Here is a 19,942-nt window from a genome sequence, read left to right on the forward strand (position 1 = left end):
TAATTTGGCATAAAGAAGAATAGCCAGGCCCCAAAATCGTCAATGGATATGATACGGGTATTCCGAGATTTTGCAACTCTCGTAAAGTATGTAAAATTGTTTTTTTCATTCCTCATGTTCATCGTCTCTGTTCTTTCCAATTCCAAAGAAGTTGGTGCTAAATCAGTCCATTCTCCCATCACTTCATTTACCCGATAATTAATTTTTCTTTCGGATAATGATAATTACCACTCTGTTTGTTTGAACGAAACATAAATAAAAACGTAATAATACCTACTCGTCCAATAAACATTAAGAACATTAAGATCAGTTTACTAAATGATGTTAATTCACTGGTTATCCCTAATGAAAGCCCCACAGTTCCAAAAGCCGATGTCACTTCAAACAGAATTTCTGTTAGTGTAAACGGCTCAACTACCGATATGAAGATAATAGAAGTAAAAACAAGTATCAAAGCCATTAGAGTAACCGTAACGGCTTTTAATAAGTCTTCATCATACACCTCTCGCTTAAATAACCGAATACTTCTCCCCCCCTAGCATATGTTGCTATAAAAATAACAACTAAAATAAAGGTCGTTGTTCGAATACCTCCCCCAGCACTGCTCGGGGAAGCTCCAATAAACATTAAAAGCGACATAAACAAATGATTAGGTTCTGAAAGCAAACTAACATCCATGGTTGACAGACCGCCACTTCTAGTTGTTATAGATTGAAACAAAGAGTAAAATAAAATTTCATGCCAAGATTTATCTGCAAAAAAGTGGAGAAAATCAAGGACAAACATACCAATTGCCCCAATAACGATTAAAACTAAAAAGGTACTGGTCGTAACTTTTGTAAACAAGCTGAAACGAATAAATTTACGCTTATCCGAGTCAGCAAATAAATATTCCTTTACTTCAATTAGTACTGGGAAGCCAATAGCTCCAAAGATAATTAACAACATATTTATAAACTGTACAAAATAATCATCTTTAAAAGGGATTAAAGATGATCCAGTAATATCAAACCCCCCATTAGATATAGCACTAATCGTTCCAAACATACCATGTAAGTAAGCTTCTTTAGCTGAGTCAAAATATTGTAGGAAATACGTCCCTAAAACAAGAAAGCCGACTAACTCTATTGTTAGTAATACATACACGATTTGCTTAATTAACCGCACCATTCCTCCGAACGTGGATTGGTTTTGATCCGTCATGATTAAGCGTCTTTCTTTTAGCCCAATCTTTTTTCCTAGCAACAGCCATATAAATGTACTGATAGCCATTACTCCTACAGCCCCAAGCTGAAGAATGCTAGCAAGTAAAATAATTCCTGTAGTACTCAATGTATCTGCTACTGGTATGGAACTTAGACCAGTTACACTTAAAGCACTTACAGCTGTAAATAATACATCAATAAAAGGTATTTCCACCCCATCCTGATGCGCAATCGGTAAAGATAAAATCACAGTTGAAAATAGTACTGCAAAAAAATAGAACAATAACAAAATCTGGACCGGCGATAACTTCCTTGCCCAGCGAACAATTGGTTTTTGGTAATGCATAACCTTTTACTCCTTATTAACTATCAAAATTAGTATCTCTCTATATACCAAACAAAGCTTTAAGGTGCGTTAAGCTCTTTCATCCCAACTAAAAATTGGAAGCTTACAAAATTAAATATATCCATATTATAACAAGGAGATATTGAAAATGCTTGTAATATAGTATTTAAGTCGCAAGATCTACTGTATTGGATGAAAAAATTCTATTTTATGTTAATTCCTTAAATTTCTCTAGCAATTCTTTACCTTGGTATCCTTCCTCAATTAATGTAGTTAATAAGAATTCAATATTTTCTTTTCTTTTGTCGACAATATTTCCCACAAATAAAACATTAATATTAGATCCTATTTCATTTATCCCTATAATTGAAGTGATGAATGTAGCCAAGTCATTGCTTTCTTTAGAAATTTTTACTTGAACTAAGATTTCCGACTTTGTTTTTTGCAAAAATTCAAAATAAGGTTGAAATGAATTATCCGTATACACTTCGATCGTCCACTGATTGTTTTCATCCTCACGATCAATAATTAAACCGTCTAATAACGGTATCTGATTAGGAATGATCTCTCCGGTTTTTTCTTCCATGATATTTAATAATTTTAGTTTAAATGTCTTCATAAGCCTTCCTCCTAGTATTTTTATTCTATGTATAGATAGGGATGCTTTAAAAACATGCTTAAAATGATATCTTTTTTTGTATATCGTTAGTGTACCAAAAACTAAAGCTTATGGGTATGACTTTCTTTTCAAGTTAACTTCGTTGACAATTAAAATTATAACCGCTTATGATAAAGAGGATTATAGGGAAAAGGAGAATTGATTTGTCACATTCAGCAATTCAAACAATTATGAATCATCGGTCTATACGTAAATTCAAGGATAAAAAGCTTACAGAAGAACAAATTCAAACCATTGTTGAAGCTGCTCAAATGGCTTCAACTTCTAGTTATGTAATGGCATATACCATTATTGGTGTTACTGATGAACGTATAAAAGAGAAGCTTGCATCTATCTCCGGTCAAACTTATGTTCAAAATAATGGACATTTATTTGTGTTTTGTGGTGATTTACATCGTACTGAGCAATTAGGGTCACAAGAAGATAGAGAGCAAATGCAACAAAGTTTAGCGTCCCCTGAACAATTTATTGTTATGACGGTCGATGCGGCGTTAGCATCTCAAAATGCTGCGATTGCTGCAGAAGATTTAGGGCTAGGGATTTGTTATTTAGGAAGCTTGCGAAATGATGTCTATCAAGTAAGCGAATTATTACAGCTCCCAGAAAGAGTCGTTCCTTTGTTTGGAATGGCTGTGGGCTATCCTGATCATGAACCAGAACAAAAGCCTCGTCTACCAATTGATGTGATCTACCATGAAAATTATTACCAGCCTTTCGAACACCAGTTACCATTCATCAAAGACTTCGACAAACAATTGCATTCCTATTATGAAAAACGGAAACAAAACAATCGAAATGATAATTGGTCAAAGCAAATGATTCGAAAATTTTCTATCCCTACTAGAATGGATGTTGGATCGTTTTTACATGAGAAAAATATAAACAACCAAGCAGATTAAATATAATTACCGAATAGACACAACATATTGCCGCTTTTTATAAAGAAGGCCACGCAATAATAATTAGCCAGCTCCTGTCAGGGACGCTGGCTATAATGCTTGTAATATCTCCTTATGGTCGATTGTAATTTCTTCATTATTAACTTTAAATTTTGCTTTAAAATACAATTTGCAAGGAGAATCTTTTACCATTCGAAACACTTTATTACTATTCGGATGGTGATAGATATTGCCATTGCTAAGTTGCTTTATTGTTATATCATTTTCATATTGATGCTCCTCATCCCCCAACACGACAGATACCAATGGGTTCAGATGCTCCACCTCTACCGTCCCTTCACCTGTATATTGTAAGGAACTAAATACTTTAATCCCTTCGTCTACATTTGCAATATGAATATGTAATATAAAATCACCGACCTCTTTAGACCTCGTAGTTGTCTCCTTAATGGTAATACCGCGGTTTCCTACGCCAAGATAGAAGATAATCAAAAACACTACTCCACCAACAACAATAAATAAAAGTGATTTTTTTTTCATAAGCATCCTCCCGCTCCCACTTACTATATATGACGTTTTTCCCCCACAAAAAGTTTCATTATTTTAAAATATTTTCATACTAAGGATTTTTCTCCTAATTAATCTTTTCTTATCCACAAAAAAAGCGCAATTAATATAGGTTTTACATGAATTGGATATATAAGGTAATATTTTCCCGGTATAATTAAAGCTTGTTTACCGCATTCTAATTATTGATGAGTATGAAGAAGGAGGAATCTTTTATGACTGTCTCTAGTCAAGTGAAGCAAACTATTGCTGGTTTAAAAAGCGCACAAGCAAGTTTTGAACAATTTGCTCTACAAACAGAAAACAAACAAGCAAAACAACTATACGAAAATGCAGCGCAACAAACCATGTCCATATTAAAAAGTGTTGAACCACGTATTCAACAACTAGAACAAGAAGAACCACAATACAAAGGTTTTTAATTTGTATAAACGAAAGCTCCATCATATAAAGTGCGTCCTTCAATCTCTGGAGTTTTCTTTCATCTCCTACTTTAGGTTTGTACTCTAAAAAGCTTGGCATATCCCCATTTCTTTATAGCGGAAAAAGCTGTCGCTTATACTAAATAAGGATGGATAAAGCCTTTTACAAATTAAATATATTTAGGTGCTGTTATCTCCTATTTCGTCTTGATAGCGAACATCTTTTATCTTTTTGAAACAGGAGTCTTCCAGCACCTTTAAGAAAGGCTTGGCTTTAGTGTTTCCTTTTTACACACATTGATAATGTAAGCTTTGTTTACTTTACTTAGATAAAAAGCAGGTGGTATAATGCATGTTTTTAAGTTTCTAACTATAGTTGTTTTATCTTTGCTGATTGTTGGTTGTAACACAGCAAATACATTAGAGACATCCAAGGAAAATGAAAAAGATGAGGTTAATATAACAAAAATATCTAGAAACCAATCTATTGACCAAACTCCATCCAATCAAGCAAAAGATCTATTACGACAACATTCGGAAATAAATGCTATTCATGCAGTCAATACAGATAAGCAATTATTAGCAACCGTTGAAGTAAAACATATGCAACGCTTTAAATTACAAAATATCAAGAAAAAACTAACTAAAAAATTACAAAAGAATTTTCCTGATTTAAAAGTAGAATTATCAGCAGACAAAAAAATAATGATGGAATTAGGAAAACTAGAAAAAAACTTGAATAAAAAACAGTACAGTAAAAAAGAAGTACAAAAAGAAGTACAACGAATTATTGATTTTTCTAAAGAACAAACGTAGAGAGAGGGAACACAATATGGCGGATAAAAAAAAGAAAAATCTACCACCTGATGTTCAAGAGTATCAAACATTTCAACAGCAAAGAGAAGTGAAAAGGCCTGTATTAAAAAATTGCTTAAAAGCTTTTTTTGTCGGCGGTTTTATTTGTTTCATTGGGCAGCTTATTTCTACTTTTTATATGTATTTCTTTCATTTTACGGAGCAAACCGCCGGAAACCCAACAGTAGCTACATTAATTTTTATAACGATGCTCCTTACTGGGTTTGGTGTGTATGATCGAATTGGACAATTTGCCGGTGCAGGCTCAGCGGTTCCGGTTACTGGCTTCGGCAATGCGGTCATTTCTTCTGCCATTGAACACCGAACGGAAGGATTTATCCTCGGAGTTGGTACAAATATGTTAAAACTAGCAGGTCCTGTCATCGTTTACGGCGTATTTTCAGCATTTGTTGTCGCTTTGATCAAAACAATTTTAGTCCAATGGGGTGGGTTATAATGCTCCAAGGACATCAAACATGGGTATTCGCCAATCGCCCGGTTATTATATCGACCGGGACAGTAGGCGGTCCATTTGAAGCTAATGGAAATATCCCGAAAGACTTTGACATATTGCATGATGATATGTGGCTAGGTCAAGCCTCATTTGAAAAAGCACAACAAACATTAATGGAAGAAGCCTGTCAAATTGCCCTTAAAAAAACTTCCATTGAAAAAGAACAGGTGCAATTTTTTATGAGTGGTGATTTAATTTATCAAATTACACCAACAAATTTTGCTGCCAAAACATTGGGTCTTCCCTTTTTTGGTTTATTTAATGCGTGTGCCACTTCCATGGAAAGTTTAGCGCTAGCTGCTATGATCATCAATAATAAAGGAGCTAATTATATTTTAAGTGGAACAGCAAGCCATAACGCCTCTGCAGAACGACAATTTCGTTATCCTACAGAATACGGCGGGCAAAAGCCTCCTACCGCACAATGGACAGTTACTGGTGCAGGTTGTTCCTTAGTTGCTCAACAAGGTACAGGCCCTGTTATTACATCAGCTACAATTGGCAAGGTTATTGATATGGGTATAACAGACCCGTTTAACATGGGAGCGGCGATGGCGCCAGCTGCCGTAGATACGATCGAAAAACATCTACAAGATAGAAACATTTCTCCTGACTATTATGATTTAATTGCTACAGGCGATTTAGGGCACATCGGTAGAGAAATATCCTATGATCTACTTGTCGATCGCGGACTATCATTGGATGAGGAAAGATATGTAGATTGTGGTTTAATCATATATCGCGAGGGGCAACCGGTGTTAGCTGGCGCAAGCGGTTCTGCCTGCTCAGCCGTAGTCACATATGGACATTTGCTCAATCGGATGAAAGCTGGTGAATTGAAACGAATACTAATTGTAGCAACCGGTGCACTTCATTCTCCGATGAGCATACAACAAAATGATCCGATTCCGTGTATTGCCCATGCAGTATCTATCGAAATTTAAAACGGGGCGTGATATGTAATGATCTTTTTTTGGGCTTTCGTAATTGGTGGTTTTATCTGCGTTATTGGCCAATTACTGTTTGACATTTTCAAATTAAATCCTGGACAAACTTTATCCATTTTAGTTGTTACCGGCGCCGTTCTAGATGGGTTCGGCCTCTATGAACCATTAATTGATTTTGCCGGAGCAGGTGCAACTGTACCAATTACTAGCTTTGGTAATTCACTCGTTCATGGTGCTATGGCAGAAGCAGAAACACACGGTTTAGTTGGAGTTGTAACGGGAATGTTTGAAGTAACAAGTGCAGGAATTTCAGCCGCAATTATTTTCGGGGTTATTGGCGCACTAATTTTTAAACCAAAAGGATAAGGAGGTCGTTACACTATGACAATTGGTGCACAAGTAAAAGGCTGCTACTCTGCAATCAAAAGTGTGGAAGCCTCCTTACAACTGCTAACAGCCAAAACAAATGAACAAGAACAACAAATAAAATTGACGGAAGCAGAACGAATGATTACTGAAATTAAGAACGACTTACGACATCAAGTCATCCAATTATCGAAAGAAGAACCACAGTATCAATAAAACTTGGAAAGGAAGCTGCTTATGCCAGAATGGATTAACATTATCATTCGTTCATTGTCACTGCTGATTATTCTTTTTTTCATGACAAAATGGCTAGGAAAAAAGCAATTATCACAATTAAACGTTTTCGAATATATTACTGGAATTGTGCTAGGTGGAATTGTAGCAATACATACGATAGATCCAACAAGTAATATAATATATGCTCTTTTATCCATGTTTATTTGGTTTATTGTCCCTTTTGCTGTTGAATATATGTCTCTCAAGAGTAAGCGTTTTCGCGATCTTGCAGAGGGGAGAAGTACTGTTTTTATTCAAGACGGAAAAATTATGGAGGACAATCTAAAAAAAGAAGGATACTCAACGGATGATTTGTTAGGAAAGTTAAGAGATAACGGTGTGTTCCTCGCATCTGATGTGGAGTTTGCCGTACTTGAGCCATCTGGATCGTTAAATGTATTGCCTAAAAAAGAAAATCGCCCTTTAACAGCCAAGGACCTTGGGTTAAAATTAGCGCCTGAAAAAGAACCGCAAACCATTATTATGGATGGAGAAGTTTTATTAGAGCCACTTGCTAATTTAGCATTAAATATGAATTGGTTAGAAACAGAATTAGACAAACAAAATGTAAGCATTGAAAATGTGTTTCTCGCTCAAGCAGATAATAATGGACAATTGTACCTTGATTTATACGATGATAAAATCAGTGTTCCTCAACCAACTGAAAAAGCACTCCTACTAGCAAACATGAAAAAATGTCAGGCGGATTTAGAACTATTTGCTTTAGCTACAGAAAACAAACAAAGCAAAGCTTTATATGAACGAAATAGCCAAAAATTAAAGCACGCCATTGAACTGATTCAACCATACTTAAGATAGTTAGATGCCCTTTAAAATGGAATTGCAAAGAACCACAGATCTCTTTAAAACAGCGCTGCTTCCCTTTTGTTCTTTCCAATTTTCGTGTAAAATAGAGTAGCTATCCTATTTTACTAAACGAAAAGGAATGAACGAACATGAAAGATAAACTTAAAGCTTACCGCTTTCCAATTATCTTAATTATTTCAATAATCATCGGTTCTATAATTGGGCTTTACTATGGCGAAGATGCTACAATCATTAGGCCGTTGGGCGATTTATTTATTAATTTACTATTTATGATTGTTATGCCTCTCGTTTTCTTTACTATATCCTCTGCAATAGCAAGCATGGATAGCATGAAACGTCTTGGTAAAATTATGGGCTCGATGTTAACTGTATTTGTTGTTACAGGAGTCATTGCTGCTGTGTTTATGCTAATTGCCACAGTTATTTTCCAACCAGGTTCTGGCGTAGATATTCCACTTGTACAACCGGATGAAGTGACAGAAGAAACGAGTTTCGCAGAACAATTAGTTCAGACATTCACTGTTTCCGACTTTATCGATTTATTTTCACGTAATAATATGCTCGCACTTATTCTCTTTTCTGTATTAGTTGGTGTTGCGACAGGACTAACTGGTGAAAGAGGGAAAGCCTTCACTTCTTTCTTAACAAGTGGCGCCGAAGTGTTTATGAAAATTATTCAGCTTATCATGTACTATGCACCAATTGGACTAGGTGCTTATTTTGCTTCGTTAGTCGGGGAGTTTGGCGCTGATTTAATCGGTGACTATGCAAAAGCAGTAATTGTCTACTATCCTGTATCTGTTTTATATTTTGCTATCGGGTTTACCTTATATGCATTTATTGCTGGTGGCAAAACAGGTGTTAGCCGCTTTTGGAAAAACATTCTTGCTCCTGCTGCAACATCTCTTGGTACTGGAAGTAGTGTTGCTTCATTACCTGCTAATTTACAAGCAGCAAAACGAATTGGCGTACCAAAAGATATTCGAGAAACCATTATGCCTCTTGGCGCAACCATACATATGGACGGATCGTGTTTGTCTGCCATGTTAAAAATTGCTTTTGTTTTCGGTGTGTTTAACTTGGACTTCACAGGAATTGACACCTTTTTAACCGCAATCGGCATCTGTTTATTATCTGGTATTGTAATGAGTGGTATTCCAGGTGGTGGATTTATGGGTGAAATGATGATTATTACGCTTTACTCATTACCAATGGAAGCTTTACCAATCATTTCAGCTATAGGTGTTGTAGTTGATCCCCCTGCTACAATGGTAAACGTTACTGGAGATACCGTATCCAGCATGCTTGTAACCAGACATCTAGAAGGAAAAGATTGGATCGAAAAAACGGACGTTGCATAATTATGATTAGAGAAACTTGGCTTATCGCCAAGTTTTTCTAACATACATCAATAGCGATCTTTCCAAATTGTCCATTATCTTTTAAATAATGAAATGCCTGTTGCATATCATCTAATTTGTAAGTGGAATCCACTACAGGTTGCATTTGATACTGTTCGACATGCGCTAGCATTGCTTCTAACTCTTGCTTACATCCCATTGTCGAACCTAGTAACTGGTACTGTCCATAGAAAAAGGTGCGTAAATCTAACTCCACTGTATCCTCTGTTGTTGCACCGAACACGACCATCTTCCCACCCTTTTTCAAAACGTCCAACGAGCGTTGAAATGTTGCTCTACCAACACTATCAATCACCAAATCTATCTGTTCATCAGCTAATTTATGTTGCCAATCTTCATCATTGAGCACGCCCTTATCCGCTCCGATAGATTGAGCTTTTCTCAGCTTTTCCTCACTTCGCGAACTCACAATAACCCTTGCACCAATATTTTTTGCGAATTGAATTAAATAGGTTGCCACTCCACTTCCTGCACCAGGTATAAATATGGTATCGCCTGTAATTACTTGCCCTTTTGTAAACAATGCACGATATGCTGTTAACCCAGATAATCCAAGAACACTCGCTTCTTCCCATGTTAAATGAGCTGGCTTTTTCTCCACTTGATAAGAAGGAATAGCTATTTTTTCTGCAAATGTACCGTGATCTGGCATACCTAAAATTTCAAAACCTTGAGGAGGAGCATCCGCATTCTTAAACCAGCCTAAAGCAGGATTAATAATTACCTCATCACCGACAGCCACGTTTTTAACAGCTTGTCCTACCTCTTCAATTACGCCTGCTCCGTCTGATCCTAAAATTAATGGCTCTATCTGCCCTTTTCTACGATTTGGAATATATAAGTCACGTCGATTGAGACCAGCCATTTTCAAGCGAACAATGACATCATTTTCTCTTGGCTTCGGATCATTCATTTGCGTTACCTGTAATGTATCATTTTCATGAACAAAGGCTTTCATAATAATTCCACCTTTCCTGTTAAGTTTAAACCAAAAACACTGCGGTTTTATTAATCATGCATCTTTTTGTATAGTACAACATTAGATATCAAACGAACCCGTTCAGCCCCTTTATGCTAAAAATTTTCCATTTAGAAAAAAGCACTAAACGTTTCTAACTGCCTCTTATCCATAATATCATGATGAAACAATGGAACATACCATTTTTTTTGTTCCTTAAATGTGGCTTCTATTTTTTGTACGTAAGTCTGCTCCATTTGTTTTCGTTTTGCAAAAAAATTTCCGTCTACTTGTTCTGGTAATAGTTTATTAACAATGATGGTTTTTACATAAATTTCATGTTGATGCAGCAATCGAATAGCTTTATCCGTTTCAGTTATAGATAAACTTTCTGGATTAACCACAAAAATAAAGCCTGTTCGTTCATCATCTAGTAGCAATTCTCTTGCTTTTGCAAACCTTCCTTTCCTTTCCTCAAGTACATGATAAATAGGATCTTCTATTGGCTCCCCATCATTTAGTAATTGCGTATAGTTTTCATTCGTTTTCTTTCTACGTTGTAATAATCCGTCTATCCAAATACCCATCAATTCCGGCAAAGTTAGCAATCGAATTGTGTGTCCCGTTGGAGCTGTATCAATAATACATTGATCATAATGTTGATGTTCCTCGATAATGATAGAAATAAGCTTATTGAATAATGCAGCTTCATCAGCCCCAGGTGATGCTTTAGCCGTATCCAATTGGCGATTTACTTCATTCATCATAGATGGTTGAACAATCCCTTTCATATTTTCCTTTACACTATTAATATAAGCCGTCGTCTCTTGTTCAGGATCAATTTCAAGTACATCTAAATGTGAACTAACTTTTTTAATCCGCCCTCCAATATTCTCTTCAAAAATATCTCCCAAATTATGGGCGGGATCAGTAGAAACAAGCAAAGTTTTTCGACCTTCTTTTGCGTGTTTCCATGCTATAGCCGCAGCAGAAGTTGATTTTCCTACCCCTCCTTTACCACCTATGAAAACAATCCTTTTATGCAGGTTCTCCAATATAATCACTCCTTTATTAACAACAACGAATGCCAGATAACGGCGATTTTTCCATTCCCATGCGTAAATGCCAATCGTGAAATTTTTCTAGCATGTAAGGGTATAACTCTAGTGTATAATAATATACCGGATTTGGAATTCCAATCATCTCTGAGTAAAGTAGGAGCAAGAAAATATCGTCCTCATGCCTCAACTCACGAGCAATTTCCTGACGATGAGGTAGACTGATTACTTCTTCATAATATTGAATGAGCTTTTTTATTTGCTCGAGCATGATATCTCCCCTTCTAATAGCACGATTTATTTTTTAGAAAGACTTAGCTTGTCGCTAAGTCTTATGGCTGAAGAACGACATCGTTTTGCTGATATTATAAAACCTAGAAATCTTTATACTTTCCTAATACGCACAGATAATGAAAAGGGGCCTACCCTAGATCCCTTTTCCAAGGTTTACGAACTAGTTATCTAGATTTTGATCTGCACTTCCTCGTAATACAGAAAAAGCAGTTATAATAATCCAAATCGCAAACACAAAAATGATAGATCCTAATACAAATAATAAAGTGTTCGGTTCTGTTCCATTCCAGGACCACTCAAATAGTACTTGTTGAAACATAGCATATAGTGTCATCACCATAACAAAGATCATGGGAATAATTACCACGGCATAATTTCTCCCTAACCGCTTTAGCCATACGGCAATAAGCATTAAACTAATCGCCGCTAGCAATTGATTTGCTGTTCCAAACAATGGCCATAATTGATAGCCCCCTGAACCAAAACCTTTAGGGCCTTCTGGGAGTAAAACTAAAGCAGCACTCGATAAAACTGCAATTGACGTAGCAACATGCGTTTTTGTTAATGCTGGGAGTTTATATTCCGTACCTAACTCCGCAATAATATATCGCATAAGCCGAACAGATGTATCTAATGTTGTTGCTGCAAAACTAACAACAATGATAGAAACAATCGTGACCGCAACATCAGTCGGTATACCTAAACCTCCTGCTAATACAGCTGCTCCTTCTACGAAAACACCTAAGCCACTTGCATTTGCAGATGCAAAACTATGATAAACAGCCGTAAAATCCGCAGTACTTGTAAAAAATGTCGCTACAGCAATGATGGACACTAGTGCTAAAATCCCTTCGCCAACAGCTCCAGCATAACCAACAAAACGGGCATCTGTTTCTTTATCTAATTGTTTAGAAGATGTCCCTGAGGAAACAAGACCATGAAATCCTGATATAGCTCCACAAGCAATTGTAATAAATAAAAGCGGAAGCCACGATGTGTCTGCGTTAGCATTTGTGACAGGCGCGGTCATTTCTGGATTTGTAAAAATTAGTCCTACATATAAAATTCCTAACCCGACAACAAGCTGATGGGAGTTAATAAAGTCTCTCGGTTGCAACAATTTCCAAACAGGAAGTGTGGAAGCTATATATACATACACCATCAATATGATAATCCAAATAAAGAACGCTGAGGAGACTGCGCCTAATCCAAATATTCCCGTGCTGCCTTCTCCACCCATCCATTGCACAAGATCAATTTGCATCCATCCTATATTACTTGATAATACCGCTACAAGATACATGACCGCTAATGCAATAACAGATGGTAAAAGCATTTTGATATTTCGTTTGTATACAGCATAACCAATCCAAATAGCTAAAGGAATTTGGATAAATACAGGTACAACACTTGCTGGATAAGAGATAAATAAGTTAGAAATAACCCAAGCAAACACCGCATTCACCATAAGTACAAGAATTAAAATAATAAATAAAAACAATATTTTAGCTCGTTGACCGATAAGCCGATGAGCTAATGTACCAACAGATTGACCTTTATTTCGTATAGATAATACGAGTGTCCCAAAATCATGAACCCCTGCAGCAAATACCGTTCCTAGAATAACCCATAAAAATGCTGGTAACCATCCCCAATATACAGCTATAGCAGGTCCCAAAATAGGCGCTGCTCCAGCAACTGAAGTAAAGTGATGCCCCCATAATACGAACTTATTTGTCGGAACAAAGTCTACTCCATCTTTATATTGATGCGCGGGTGTAACATAGTTTGGGTCTAATCGGAAAATTTTCTCAGCTACAAATTTCGAATAATACCGATATCCTAATGCAAAAACAACGATACCAATAACAGCTACCAATATACCAGACATATATTCCCCCCTTTTTTTATGAAAACGATCTTGTTAACCTTTATGCGCAAACGCTTTAATTTAGTACATTTTATCTAAAAATATTTTAAATGTAAAATATTTAGAAAAAAAGAATTAAATTATTACTTATTTACTGGGAGAAAGAGTTGGAGCATCACTCCATGCATTGAAAAATAAACAAAGTCATTCCCCTATACCTTCGTTGTTACCCTAAAAGTAAGCTTGGCTTATCGACAAATATTTCATCTATTCGTTTTTCTTATTGGTAAACCCTTAAAGTTTTATCAATTTCTATTATGCAAATAAGCCGAACCATTATAATCTTAGTTGTTCGGCTTTGCTATATCGTATTTGCTTGTGCCCCAAACTCTTTACAAGTCACTACTTTTATAGAACATTAACCAAAAATTATTCATTGCTCCCTATCATTACCATTTGCTAAAACGTTCATAATACCCAAACTGCCATCGTTGTTGCTATCACAAGGCCAACGATAACAGGGATAAAGTTTTTTCTAACAAGCTCCATGACGGAAATACCACAAAATCCAGCAATCGCTACGAGTGATGACCAGGCAACAAGCGCTCCTCCACCTGTCCATATAGACCCCATCTGTCCAATTGCAGCCAGTGTTGCCACATCGACGCCATTTGATGGCAACGAAGTCGCTAAAGCACCTGTTAGTGGAAGTCCAGAAAAACCCGATCCATCTAAGCCAGTAATCATACCAATTATTAAAATACTAAATGCCACTAACCATTGGTTTTCAGGTAAATAGGACTGTGTGGACTGTACTAAATCAAACAAAAATGCTGGTGCATCTTCTCCTATGCCTAATATGGCATCTGCAAAATTTGAACTTCCTAAAAAAAAGAATCCAGCTATTGGTATCACTGGGCCCATAGCTTTGAAGGCAAATACAAATCCATCTGTAATATGCGTAGTAATATAGTCCAGCGCTTTCTCTTTTCGAAGCGCTAACGTTGATAACAAAAGCAGAATAACAGCTACACCACCGATAAAAGCTGCTCCATCACCGCCTTCAAAACCGCTCCTTCTTCCTAAATGAAACTTTTCATATATCATGTAAATAACCACTGCAACTAATGCTAAGGGTACGAAAACAGCAAACACCTTGCTCCATTTCGTTTGTATTTCCTTATTTGATTCAATAGGACCATCTTGAGAAGTCTGCATATTCGCTAAATCTTCTAAGTTTATTGGATCATTAGCGTTACGTATCTTATTACGAGCAAATAGATATGCTAAGCTGACTGCAACAGCTCCAGTAATTAAGGAAAGCATGAAAGCTTGTTCTGCTACTGCTGCAGTATGTACGCCAGCTGAAGCAGCAGATAAGCTTGGAGCAACTTGCACAATATAATCTGAGGACAAAGCCATTCCTTGCCCAGCTATAGCAATAGCCACCGCTGCAGTAATTGCTGGTAAGCCAGCGCGAATAGCTGCTGGTACTAGTAAAGCACAAATAAGCGGAACTGCTGGTGTTGGCCAAAAGAATAGAGAGATAATGTATGTTGCGATGACTAAAACAAAGAAAGAAATATGTCCATTTATCATGATTTTCTGCATTGGCTTTATCATGCGTTTATCTGCTCCCAAATCCCGTAATGAATTTAATAATGCAAGCATAAACGTAATAATTAAAAAAATGCTAAATAGTTCTCTAGCAGCAACTAAATTTGCTTGAAAAATAGCTGTAAACCCTTCAACAATGCTCCCTTTGTATAACCATGCAATTAAAAATGTTCCCAACAAAGATGGTAGAACGACTCCTTTTCGCATCATCATTGTAATGATAATGAGTAACGTAAACAGACCATACACATAGTGAGATATAGAAAGCTCCACCATTAACCTTCCTCTCCGAATAGTGTGTTACAGCCTATGCAAGCGTTACTTATTTGGTTCTGTTCAATAACTACCGAAGAGAGGTCTATCCTATATCTATGAAATACGCTTTCGCATTTGGTAAACAAAACTAGATAACCGTGATAAAATAAATACAATTTAAAAAGTAATGTCAATAGTACGAAACTTCACGAAGACGAGCCGCCTATTGACATTACTTTTCTTTATTTGCAAACAGAGTTTTTCAATTGAAATAACAAATGAAAAGGGGCAGAAAACGTCACTCTCTGCAAACTCCTAATGTATTCCATTTTTATAAGTTAAAAATGAGCCATAGAAGGGCAATCTATACTAATTTCATAAATTCATCTACATCCTTCATGCACTCAAGTACAGCTTCTTCCCAAAACGCAGTTTCGGTTAAATCTACATTTAAATGCTTCTTAGCTAACTCTTCCACCGTCATTCTACCAGTATCACGTAATAAAGAAATGTAGGCTTCTTCAAAGCTTCCTTCTCCATTTTTAGCTTTTGCATACACGCCATTACTAAATAAATAACCGAACGTATATGGGAAATTATAAAATGGTACACCAGTAATATGAAAGTGAAGTTTAGACGCCCAAAAATTAGGATCATATTCTGAAAGCGTCTCACAATATGCTTCTTTCTGAGCTTCCACCATTAACTGATTTAATCTATCTACAGAAACTATTCCTTGTTTTCTTTCCTCATAAAAACGCGTTTCAAATAAAAAGCGGGCATGTATATTCATAAAAAATGCAACACTTCGTTGAATCTTATCCTCTAGTAAAGCTTTTTTCTCTTCTTTTGAAGTTGCTGCTTGTAAAGAGGCATCGGCAACTATCATTTCCGCAAAGGTAGAAGCAGTTTCTGCCACATTCATTGCATATCTTTGATTTAAGGCATTCACATCATTCATCACATGCTGATGATAGGCATGCCCTAATTCATGTGCTAGGGTAGCAATATTACTAGCTGTTCCAGAATACGTCATAAAAATTCGCGTTTGCTCACTGTGCGGAAAGCTTGTACAAAAACCGCCAGGGCGTTTACCTGGTCGATCCTCTGCTTCAATCCAACGCTTTTCAAACGCCATTTCTGCAAAATCGGCCATTTTAGGGCTAAATTTTCGGAACTGATCTACAATAAAATTGGCTCCTTCTTCGTATGTATAGGTTTGAATTGTTTCACTGATTGGAGCAGTTACGTCATAAATACTTAATGTATCAATATCGAGAAGCTCTGCCTTCTTATTTAAATAATGGACAAAGTGTCCTTTATATTTTGTAATTGCTGTCCACATAGCATCTAATGTTTCTTGTTTCATCCGATTAATCATTAGCGGTTCTTTTAGCACATTTTCCCAGCCTCTATGCTTATACGTCTCTAAGCGAAAACCAGCCAAATGATTTATTGTTTGACCAAATAAGTCTGCTTGCTCCTCCCAAGCCGCTGATAGTTTGGTAAATACGTGTTGACGGAAACGACGATTCGGATCTGTTAATTTATTGGTTGCTTGTCCAATCGAATAATGTTGCAAACTTCCTTTTTCTTCTAACGTAATTTCCATATTCCCAACGATGACATCGTACATTTGCCCCCATGCATGATAGCCATCCTTTGCTAAATCATTAATTAAGGCCTCTTGTTCTAAAGGTAAAAGGTTTTGCGCCTGCTCTCGGTACTCTTCTAGCACAAATATAATCTCTTGTAACGATTCGTGCTGTGAAAATAAGCTCCAATCTTCCTCTGTTATTGCACCAAGTTTTTGTTTTAGCTTTGTTTGTATTCCACCAAATTTTGCATTCAATTGAGATCGCTCACCAAGCAAAGGTTGTACATGCTGATCATTTGTATCCTGTGCGTGTAAACAACTTATAAATGCAAAAGCCTCTCTCATCAATTTTGTCGTGCTTTCCATTTGCTCACATAAATCTACTAGTGCCTCGATATTTTCCTTTGTAGCCTTAGGTTGAAGCTGATCTATGTAAGCATCCAGCTTATCAAGTTCTTGATCTACGATTGTTAAATGTTCTCGAAACTTCGTAGATTTACTTCCTCCAGGGAAAATAATTTCTAAGTCCCACGTCAGATTCTTTAATGGTTTCAAAAAAACCCTCCTTATTTTTTCAGAAAATTCACTATGAATTAAATTATACCAGACTTTTCATGGTATATCATACATTTTATAACTGAAGAACGAATAAATCTAGATCAATATGCAATTTTAATGAAGATGAGAAACAACGAAAGCTTGCTTAAAAGAACTATTTTCTCTAGACTAGTTCGTTTTTTATCGTACTTCTAAGGGTACAGATAAAATAAGACACTCCTTTTCAAACGTTTTTGTGCAAGAAATCCAATCAATTACTTGACAATATAAAGTTTCTATTTTACACTAGGTTACATAAAGTAATAATAATAGTAATTCAACTAATTTGTGGAGGGATAGTTTTTATGACGAAATCGGTTTGGAATGTAGACTCCGTTCATAGCGAAATTGGCTTTTCAATTAAGCATATGATGATTTCAAAAGCAAAAGGAAATTTTATTTCATTTGATGGGGAGATCAAAGCTGACTTAGATCAATTTACAGATGCAGAAATTAAACTTACTATTGACGTAAGTAGTGTGGATACAAGAAATAAGGATCGGGACGACCATTTACGCTCTGCTGACTTTTTCGATGTAGAAAATTATCCAAAAGCTACATTTATTTCCAAAGAAATTAAAAAAACATCTGACAACCATTATGAGGTTATTGGAGATTTAACACTTAAAGGAACGACGAAAACAGTGACCCTTGAGGTTATTGTTGAAGGTCAAAGTAAAGATCCAATGAGTGGAAATACGGTTGCCGGTTTTAGTGGAGAAACTACCATAAGCCGAAAAGACTTTGACCTAACATGGAATACAACTTTAGAGACTGGTGGCGTTTTACTTAGTGACGATGTAAAAATTAGTTTCGAGATTGAGGCGCATAAACAAGATTAATGGTATATAAAGAACAAAGGCTCGGGGCGCCCGGTTAGCAATGTAGCGACTAGAACGAAGGCGACTAAAGTTTTAGGAATTATGGTGAGACGGTGTTGACGAACCAATGATGACTTATCGTAGGGCGATTTCGTGAAGTCGCCTAATTGCTGGGCGCTGAAACCGGACGTGGCTAAATAACATAGTATGTTTATCCATAGCTGCAAAATTGTATAAAATTGCCTAGACTAGGACATAGCCGAACAACTAATAATGCTATTTGTTCGGCTTGTTTGCTATTTAAAATTTTTCTGAAAATGTTCAACAATATCTGAGGAATAAACACGAACTACTAATTTCCCATCCAACGCATTCGCTCGCAGTAAAAGCGGTTGATTATACTTATTTTTAAAACTAAAGTCAGGTCCCCACCAACTTACGGTTGCATCCTTTCCTGGCGGTACATAGGGAACATTTTTACTATGAGCATACCTTTCTACAATTTCAATTCCCTTTAAATCAACAGCATTAAATAAAGTAGACGATACTTGACAAATGCCACCGCCAATATCTTCAGCTAATTCACCTTTAACAATAACTGGTGCACGCTTATATCCTTTTTCCTCTGTTCTCTCCCCTACTACTGTATTAAATGAAAATAACTCACCAGGAAACACCACATGGCTATCTATCGCTTTGGCAGCTAGTTCAATATTCGTGGTTCTCTCCTTATTGGATTGTCTAAAATGAGTAACATAACTACCTAATTGTTTTTGACTAATTTCGATTAATAGCGCTTTATCTACACGAGGGTATATCGGTTTTACAGGAACTTGAAATTCGTGGATATCTTTATTATAAAAAGCTTCTCTAAATCCAATGTGAAACTGATTTCTATCTATAGAAACCCCCGGTTTTCCAGATACAACCTCCCCATTACGGTCTAATTTTGCATTTATTGGAGGCTGGTAAACCTTTTCATTTAAGTACTTCATTAGACTTTCCAATTTTAATTCATTTATAAAAAGTTTTTCTACATTTTCTAGCGCATATTGATCCATTTCTACACGTTTCATCTTAATTTCTTCTGTTTGCACTTCATTAGCTATAACTTTCTCAACTGGTAATAAAAACAATACGAATATGAACGCACAAGCAATGAACCTCATTATAAGAACGACCTCCCATTTATAGTATAAGTAAAATAAGGGCAAGTCATTCAAAAAAAGGGTCATCATTAGAAAAACTTGTTTTATACAGTAGGTAGTATAGAATTATTTGCCTGTCCAACATGAACCTAAGCCCATGCACTCTTATCAAACCATATGTCTGCTATTAAAAAAGAGTAATATGCATTCCGTTTAACTATGTACTTCTTCTATTTGACAACCAATATTGAACGCACATCCTACACCAGCTCCTATTAGTAAACCAGTAATACACTATCAAAAAATATACCGATTATTAACCCTAATCCAGTTATATACAAATAAATATTTTCTGCAAGTCAAATTATATAACTCCCCTATTTCAAGTATTTTTTATACTAT

At 36.2% G+C, this 19,942-nt stretch carries 19 protein-coding genes and 1 pseudogene; 10 read left to right on the top strand and 10 right to left on the bottom strand.

Going from position 1 to position 19,942, the window contains the following annotated elements; translation table 11 throughout:
- Nucleotides 1-187: 187 nt before the first annotated feature.
- Nucleotides 188-1,551: pseudogene (locus D9780_RS10015) on the bottom strand (TrkH family potassium uptake protein).
- Between the two features lie 208 nt (nt 1,552-1,759).
- Nucleotides 1,760-2,170 (bottom strand): YwpF family protein, encoded by a 411-nt coding sequence (locus D9780_RS10020; RefSeq protein ID WP_121639991.1) that lies wholly within the window; start codon nt 2,168-2,170, stop codon nt 1,760-1,762.
- Between the two features lie 203 nt (nt 2,171-2,373).
- Here D9780_RS10020 and nfsA point away from each other — a divergent pair, with 203 nt between their 5' ends.
- Nucleotides 2,374-3,129: an oxygen-insensitive NADPH nitroreductase gene (gene nfsA / locus D9780_RS10025; RefSeq protein WP_371413723.1), complete on the top strand. Its 756-nt coding sequence runs from the start codon at nt 2,374-2,376 to the stop codon at nt 3,127-3,129.
- Between the two features lie 90 nt (nt 3,130-3,219).
- On the opposite strand, the gene D9780_RS10030 is transcribed toward nfsA, so the two are convergent.
- On the bottom strand, nt 3,220-3,669 hold the full coding sequence (locus tag D9780_RS10030) for a hypothetical protein (RefSeq protein ID WP_121639993.1): 450 nt from the start codon (nt 3,667-3,669) through the stop codon (nt 3,220-3,222).
- Nucleotides 3,670-3,911: 242 nt separating this feature from the next.
- Here D9780_RS10030 and D9780_RS10035 point away from each other — a divergent pair, with 242 nt between their 5' ends.
- From D9780_RS10035 to D9780_RS10070, 8 genes are all read left to right on the top strand, one after another.
- Nucleotides 3,912-4,118: a DUF1657 domain-containing protein gene (locus D9780_RS10035; RefSeq protein WP_073005461.1), complete on the top strand. Its 207-nt coding sequence runs from the start codon at nt 3,912-3,914 to the stop codon at nt 4,116-4,118.
- Between the two features lie 348 nt (nt 4,119-4,466).
- A complete protein-coding gene (locus D9780_RS10040; protein ID WP_121639994.1) occupies nt 4,467-4,934 on the top strand; it encodes a hypothetical protein in 468 nt (155 codons plus the stop codon).
- A gap of 16 nt (nt 4,935-4,950) precedes the next feature.
- On the top strand, nt 4,951-5,430 hold the full coding sequence (spoVAC, locus tag D9780_RS10045) for a stage V sporulation protein AC (protein ID WP_073005463.1): 480 nt from the start codon (nt 4,951-4,953) through the stop codon (nt 5,428-5,430).
- Nucleotides 5,430-6,431, top strand: a complete 1,002-nt coding sequence (gene spoVAD / locus D9780_RS10050) for a stage V sporulation protein AD (protein WP_116276852.1) — start codon at nt 5,430-5,432, stop codon at nt 6,429-6,431. The genes spoVAC and spoVAD overlap by 1 nt, the downstream gene beginning before the upstream one ends.
- Nucleotides 6,432-6,449: 18 nt before the next feature.
- Nucleotides 6,450-6,800 carry a stage V sporulation protein AE gene (spoVAE, locus tag D9780_RS10055; RefSeq protein ID WP_073005466.1) on the top strand — a complete coding sequence of 117 codons (351 nt, stop codon included), beginning with the start codon at nt 6,450-6,452 and terminating at the stop codon, nt 6,798-6,800.
- Nucleotides 6,801-6,815: 15 nt separating this feature from the next.
- On the top strand, nt 6,816-7,016 hold the full coding sequence (locus tag D9780_RS10060; RefSeq protein ID WP_073005468.1) for a hypothetical protein: 201 nt from the start codon (nt 6,816-6,818) through the stop codon (nt 7,014-7,016).
- 21 nt (nt 7,017-7,037) lie between these two features.
- Nucleotides 7,038-7,895, top strand: coding sequence for a DUF421 domain-containing protein (locus D9780_RS10065; RefSeq protein ID WP_121639995.1), 858 nt, complete (start codon nt 7,038-7,040; stop codon nt 7,893-7,895).
- Nucleotides 7,896-8,032: 137 nt separating this feature from the next.
- Nucleotides 8,033-9,265 carry a dicarboxylate/amino acid:cation symporter gene (locus tag D9780_RS10070; RefSeq protein ID WP_121639996.1) on the top strand — a complete coding sequence of 411 codons (1,233 nt, stop codon included), beginning with the start codon at nt 8,033-8,035 and terminating at the stop codon, nt 9,263-9,265.
- Nucleotides 9,266-9,302: 37 nt separating this feature from the next.
- Here the strand turns inward: D9780_RS10070 and D9780_RS10075 are convergent, their stop codons facing one another.
- The 6 genes from D9780_RS10075 to D9780_RS10100 form a co-directional block, all read right to left on the bottom strand.
- The gene (locus tag D9780_RS10075) at nt 9,303-10,283 is read right to left on the bottom strand and encodes a zinc-binding dehydrogenase (protein ID WP_121639997.1); all 981 of its coding nucleotides are present in this window, start codon (nt 10,281-10,283) and stop codon (nt 9,303-9,305) included.
- A gap of 131 nt (nt 10,284-10,414) precedes the next feature.
- On the bottom strand, nt 10,415-11,338 hold the full coding sequence (locus tag D9780_RS10080; RefSeq protein ID WP_121639998.1) for an ArsA family ATPase: 924 nt from the start codon (nt 11,336-11,338) through the stop codon (nt 10,415-10,417).
- 16 nt (nt 11,339-11,354) lie between these two features.
- Nucleotides 11,355-11,612, bottom strand: coding sequence for a cory-CC-star protein (locus D9780_RS10085; RefSeq protein ID WP_050352565.1), 258 nt, complete (start codon nt 11,610-11,612; stop codon nt 11,355-11,357).
- A 183-nt stretch (nt 11,613-11,795) separates the two neighbouring features.
- The gene (locus tag D9780_RS10090; protein WP_121639999.1) at nt 11,796-13,526 is read right to left on the bottom strand and encodes a carbon starvation CstA family protein; all 1,731 of its coding nucleotides are present in this window, start codon (nt 13,524-13,526) and stop codon (nt 11,796-11,798) included.
- 447 nt (nt 13,527-13,973) lie between these two features.
- Nucleotides 13,974-15,395, bottom strand: a complete 1,422-nt coding sequence (locus D9780_RS10095; protein WP_121641469.1) for a hypothetical protein — start codon at nt 15,393-15,395, stop codon at nt 13,974-13,976.
- Between the two features lie 346 nt (nt 15,396-15,741).
- Nucleotides 15,742-17,529 (bottom strand): M3 family oligoendopeptidase, encoded by a 1,788-nt coding sequence (locus D9780_RS10100; RefSeq protein WP_121640000.1) that lies wholly within the window; start codon nt 17,527-17,529, stop codon nt 15,742-15,744.
- A gap of 347 nt (nt 17,530-17,876) precedes the next feature.
- On the opposite strand from D9780_RS10100, the gene D9780_RS10105 reads away from it, so the two are divergent.
- Complete coding sequence (locus tag D9780_RS10105) at nt 17,877-18,413, top strand: YceI family protein (protein ID WP_073005486.1); 537 nt, start codon at nt 17,877-17,879, stop codon at nt 18,411-18,413.
- Between the two features lie 275 nt (nt 18,414-18,688).
- Here D9780_RS10105 and D9780_RS10110 read toward each other — a convergent pair whose 3' ends face one another.
- Nucleotides 18,689-19,561: a VanW family protein gene (locus D9780_RS10110; RefSeq protein ID WP_121640001.1), complete on the bottom strand. Its 873-nt coding sequence runs from the start codon at nt 19,559-19,561 to the stop codon at nt 18,689-18,691.
- Between the last annotated feature and the right edge of the window lie 381 nt (nt 19,562-19,942).

The sequence above is a fragment of the Virgibacillus sp. Bac330 genome, from assembly GCF_003667845.1.
GTDB lineage: Bacteria > Bacillota > Bacilli > Bacillales > Amphibacillaceae > Virgibacillus > Virgibacillus chiguensis.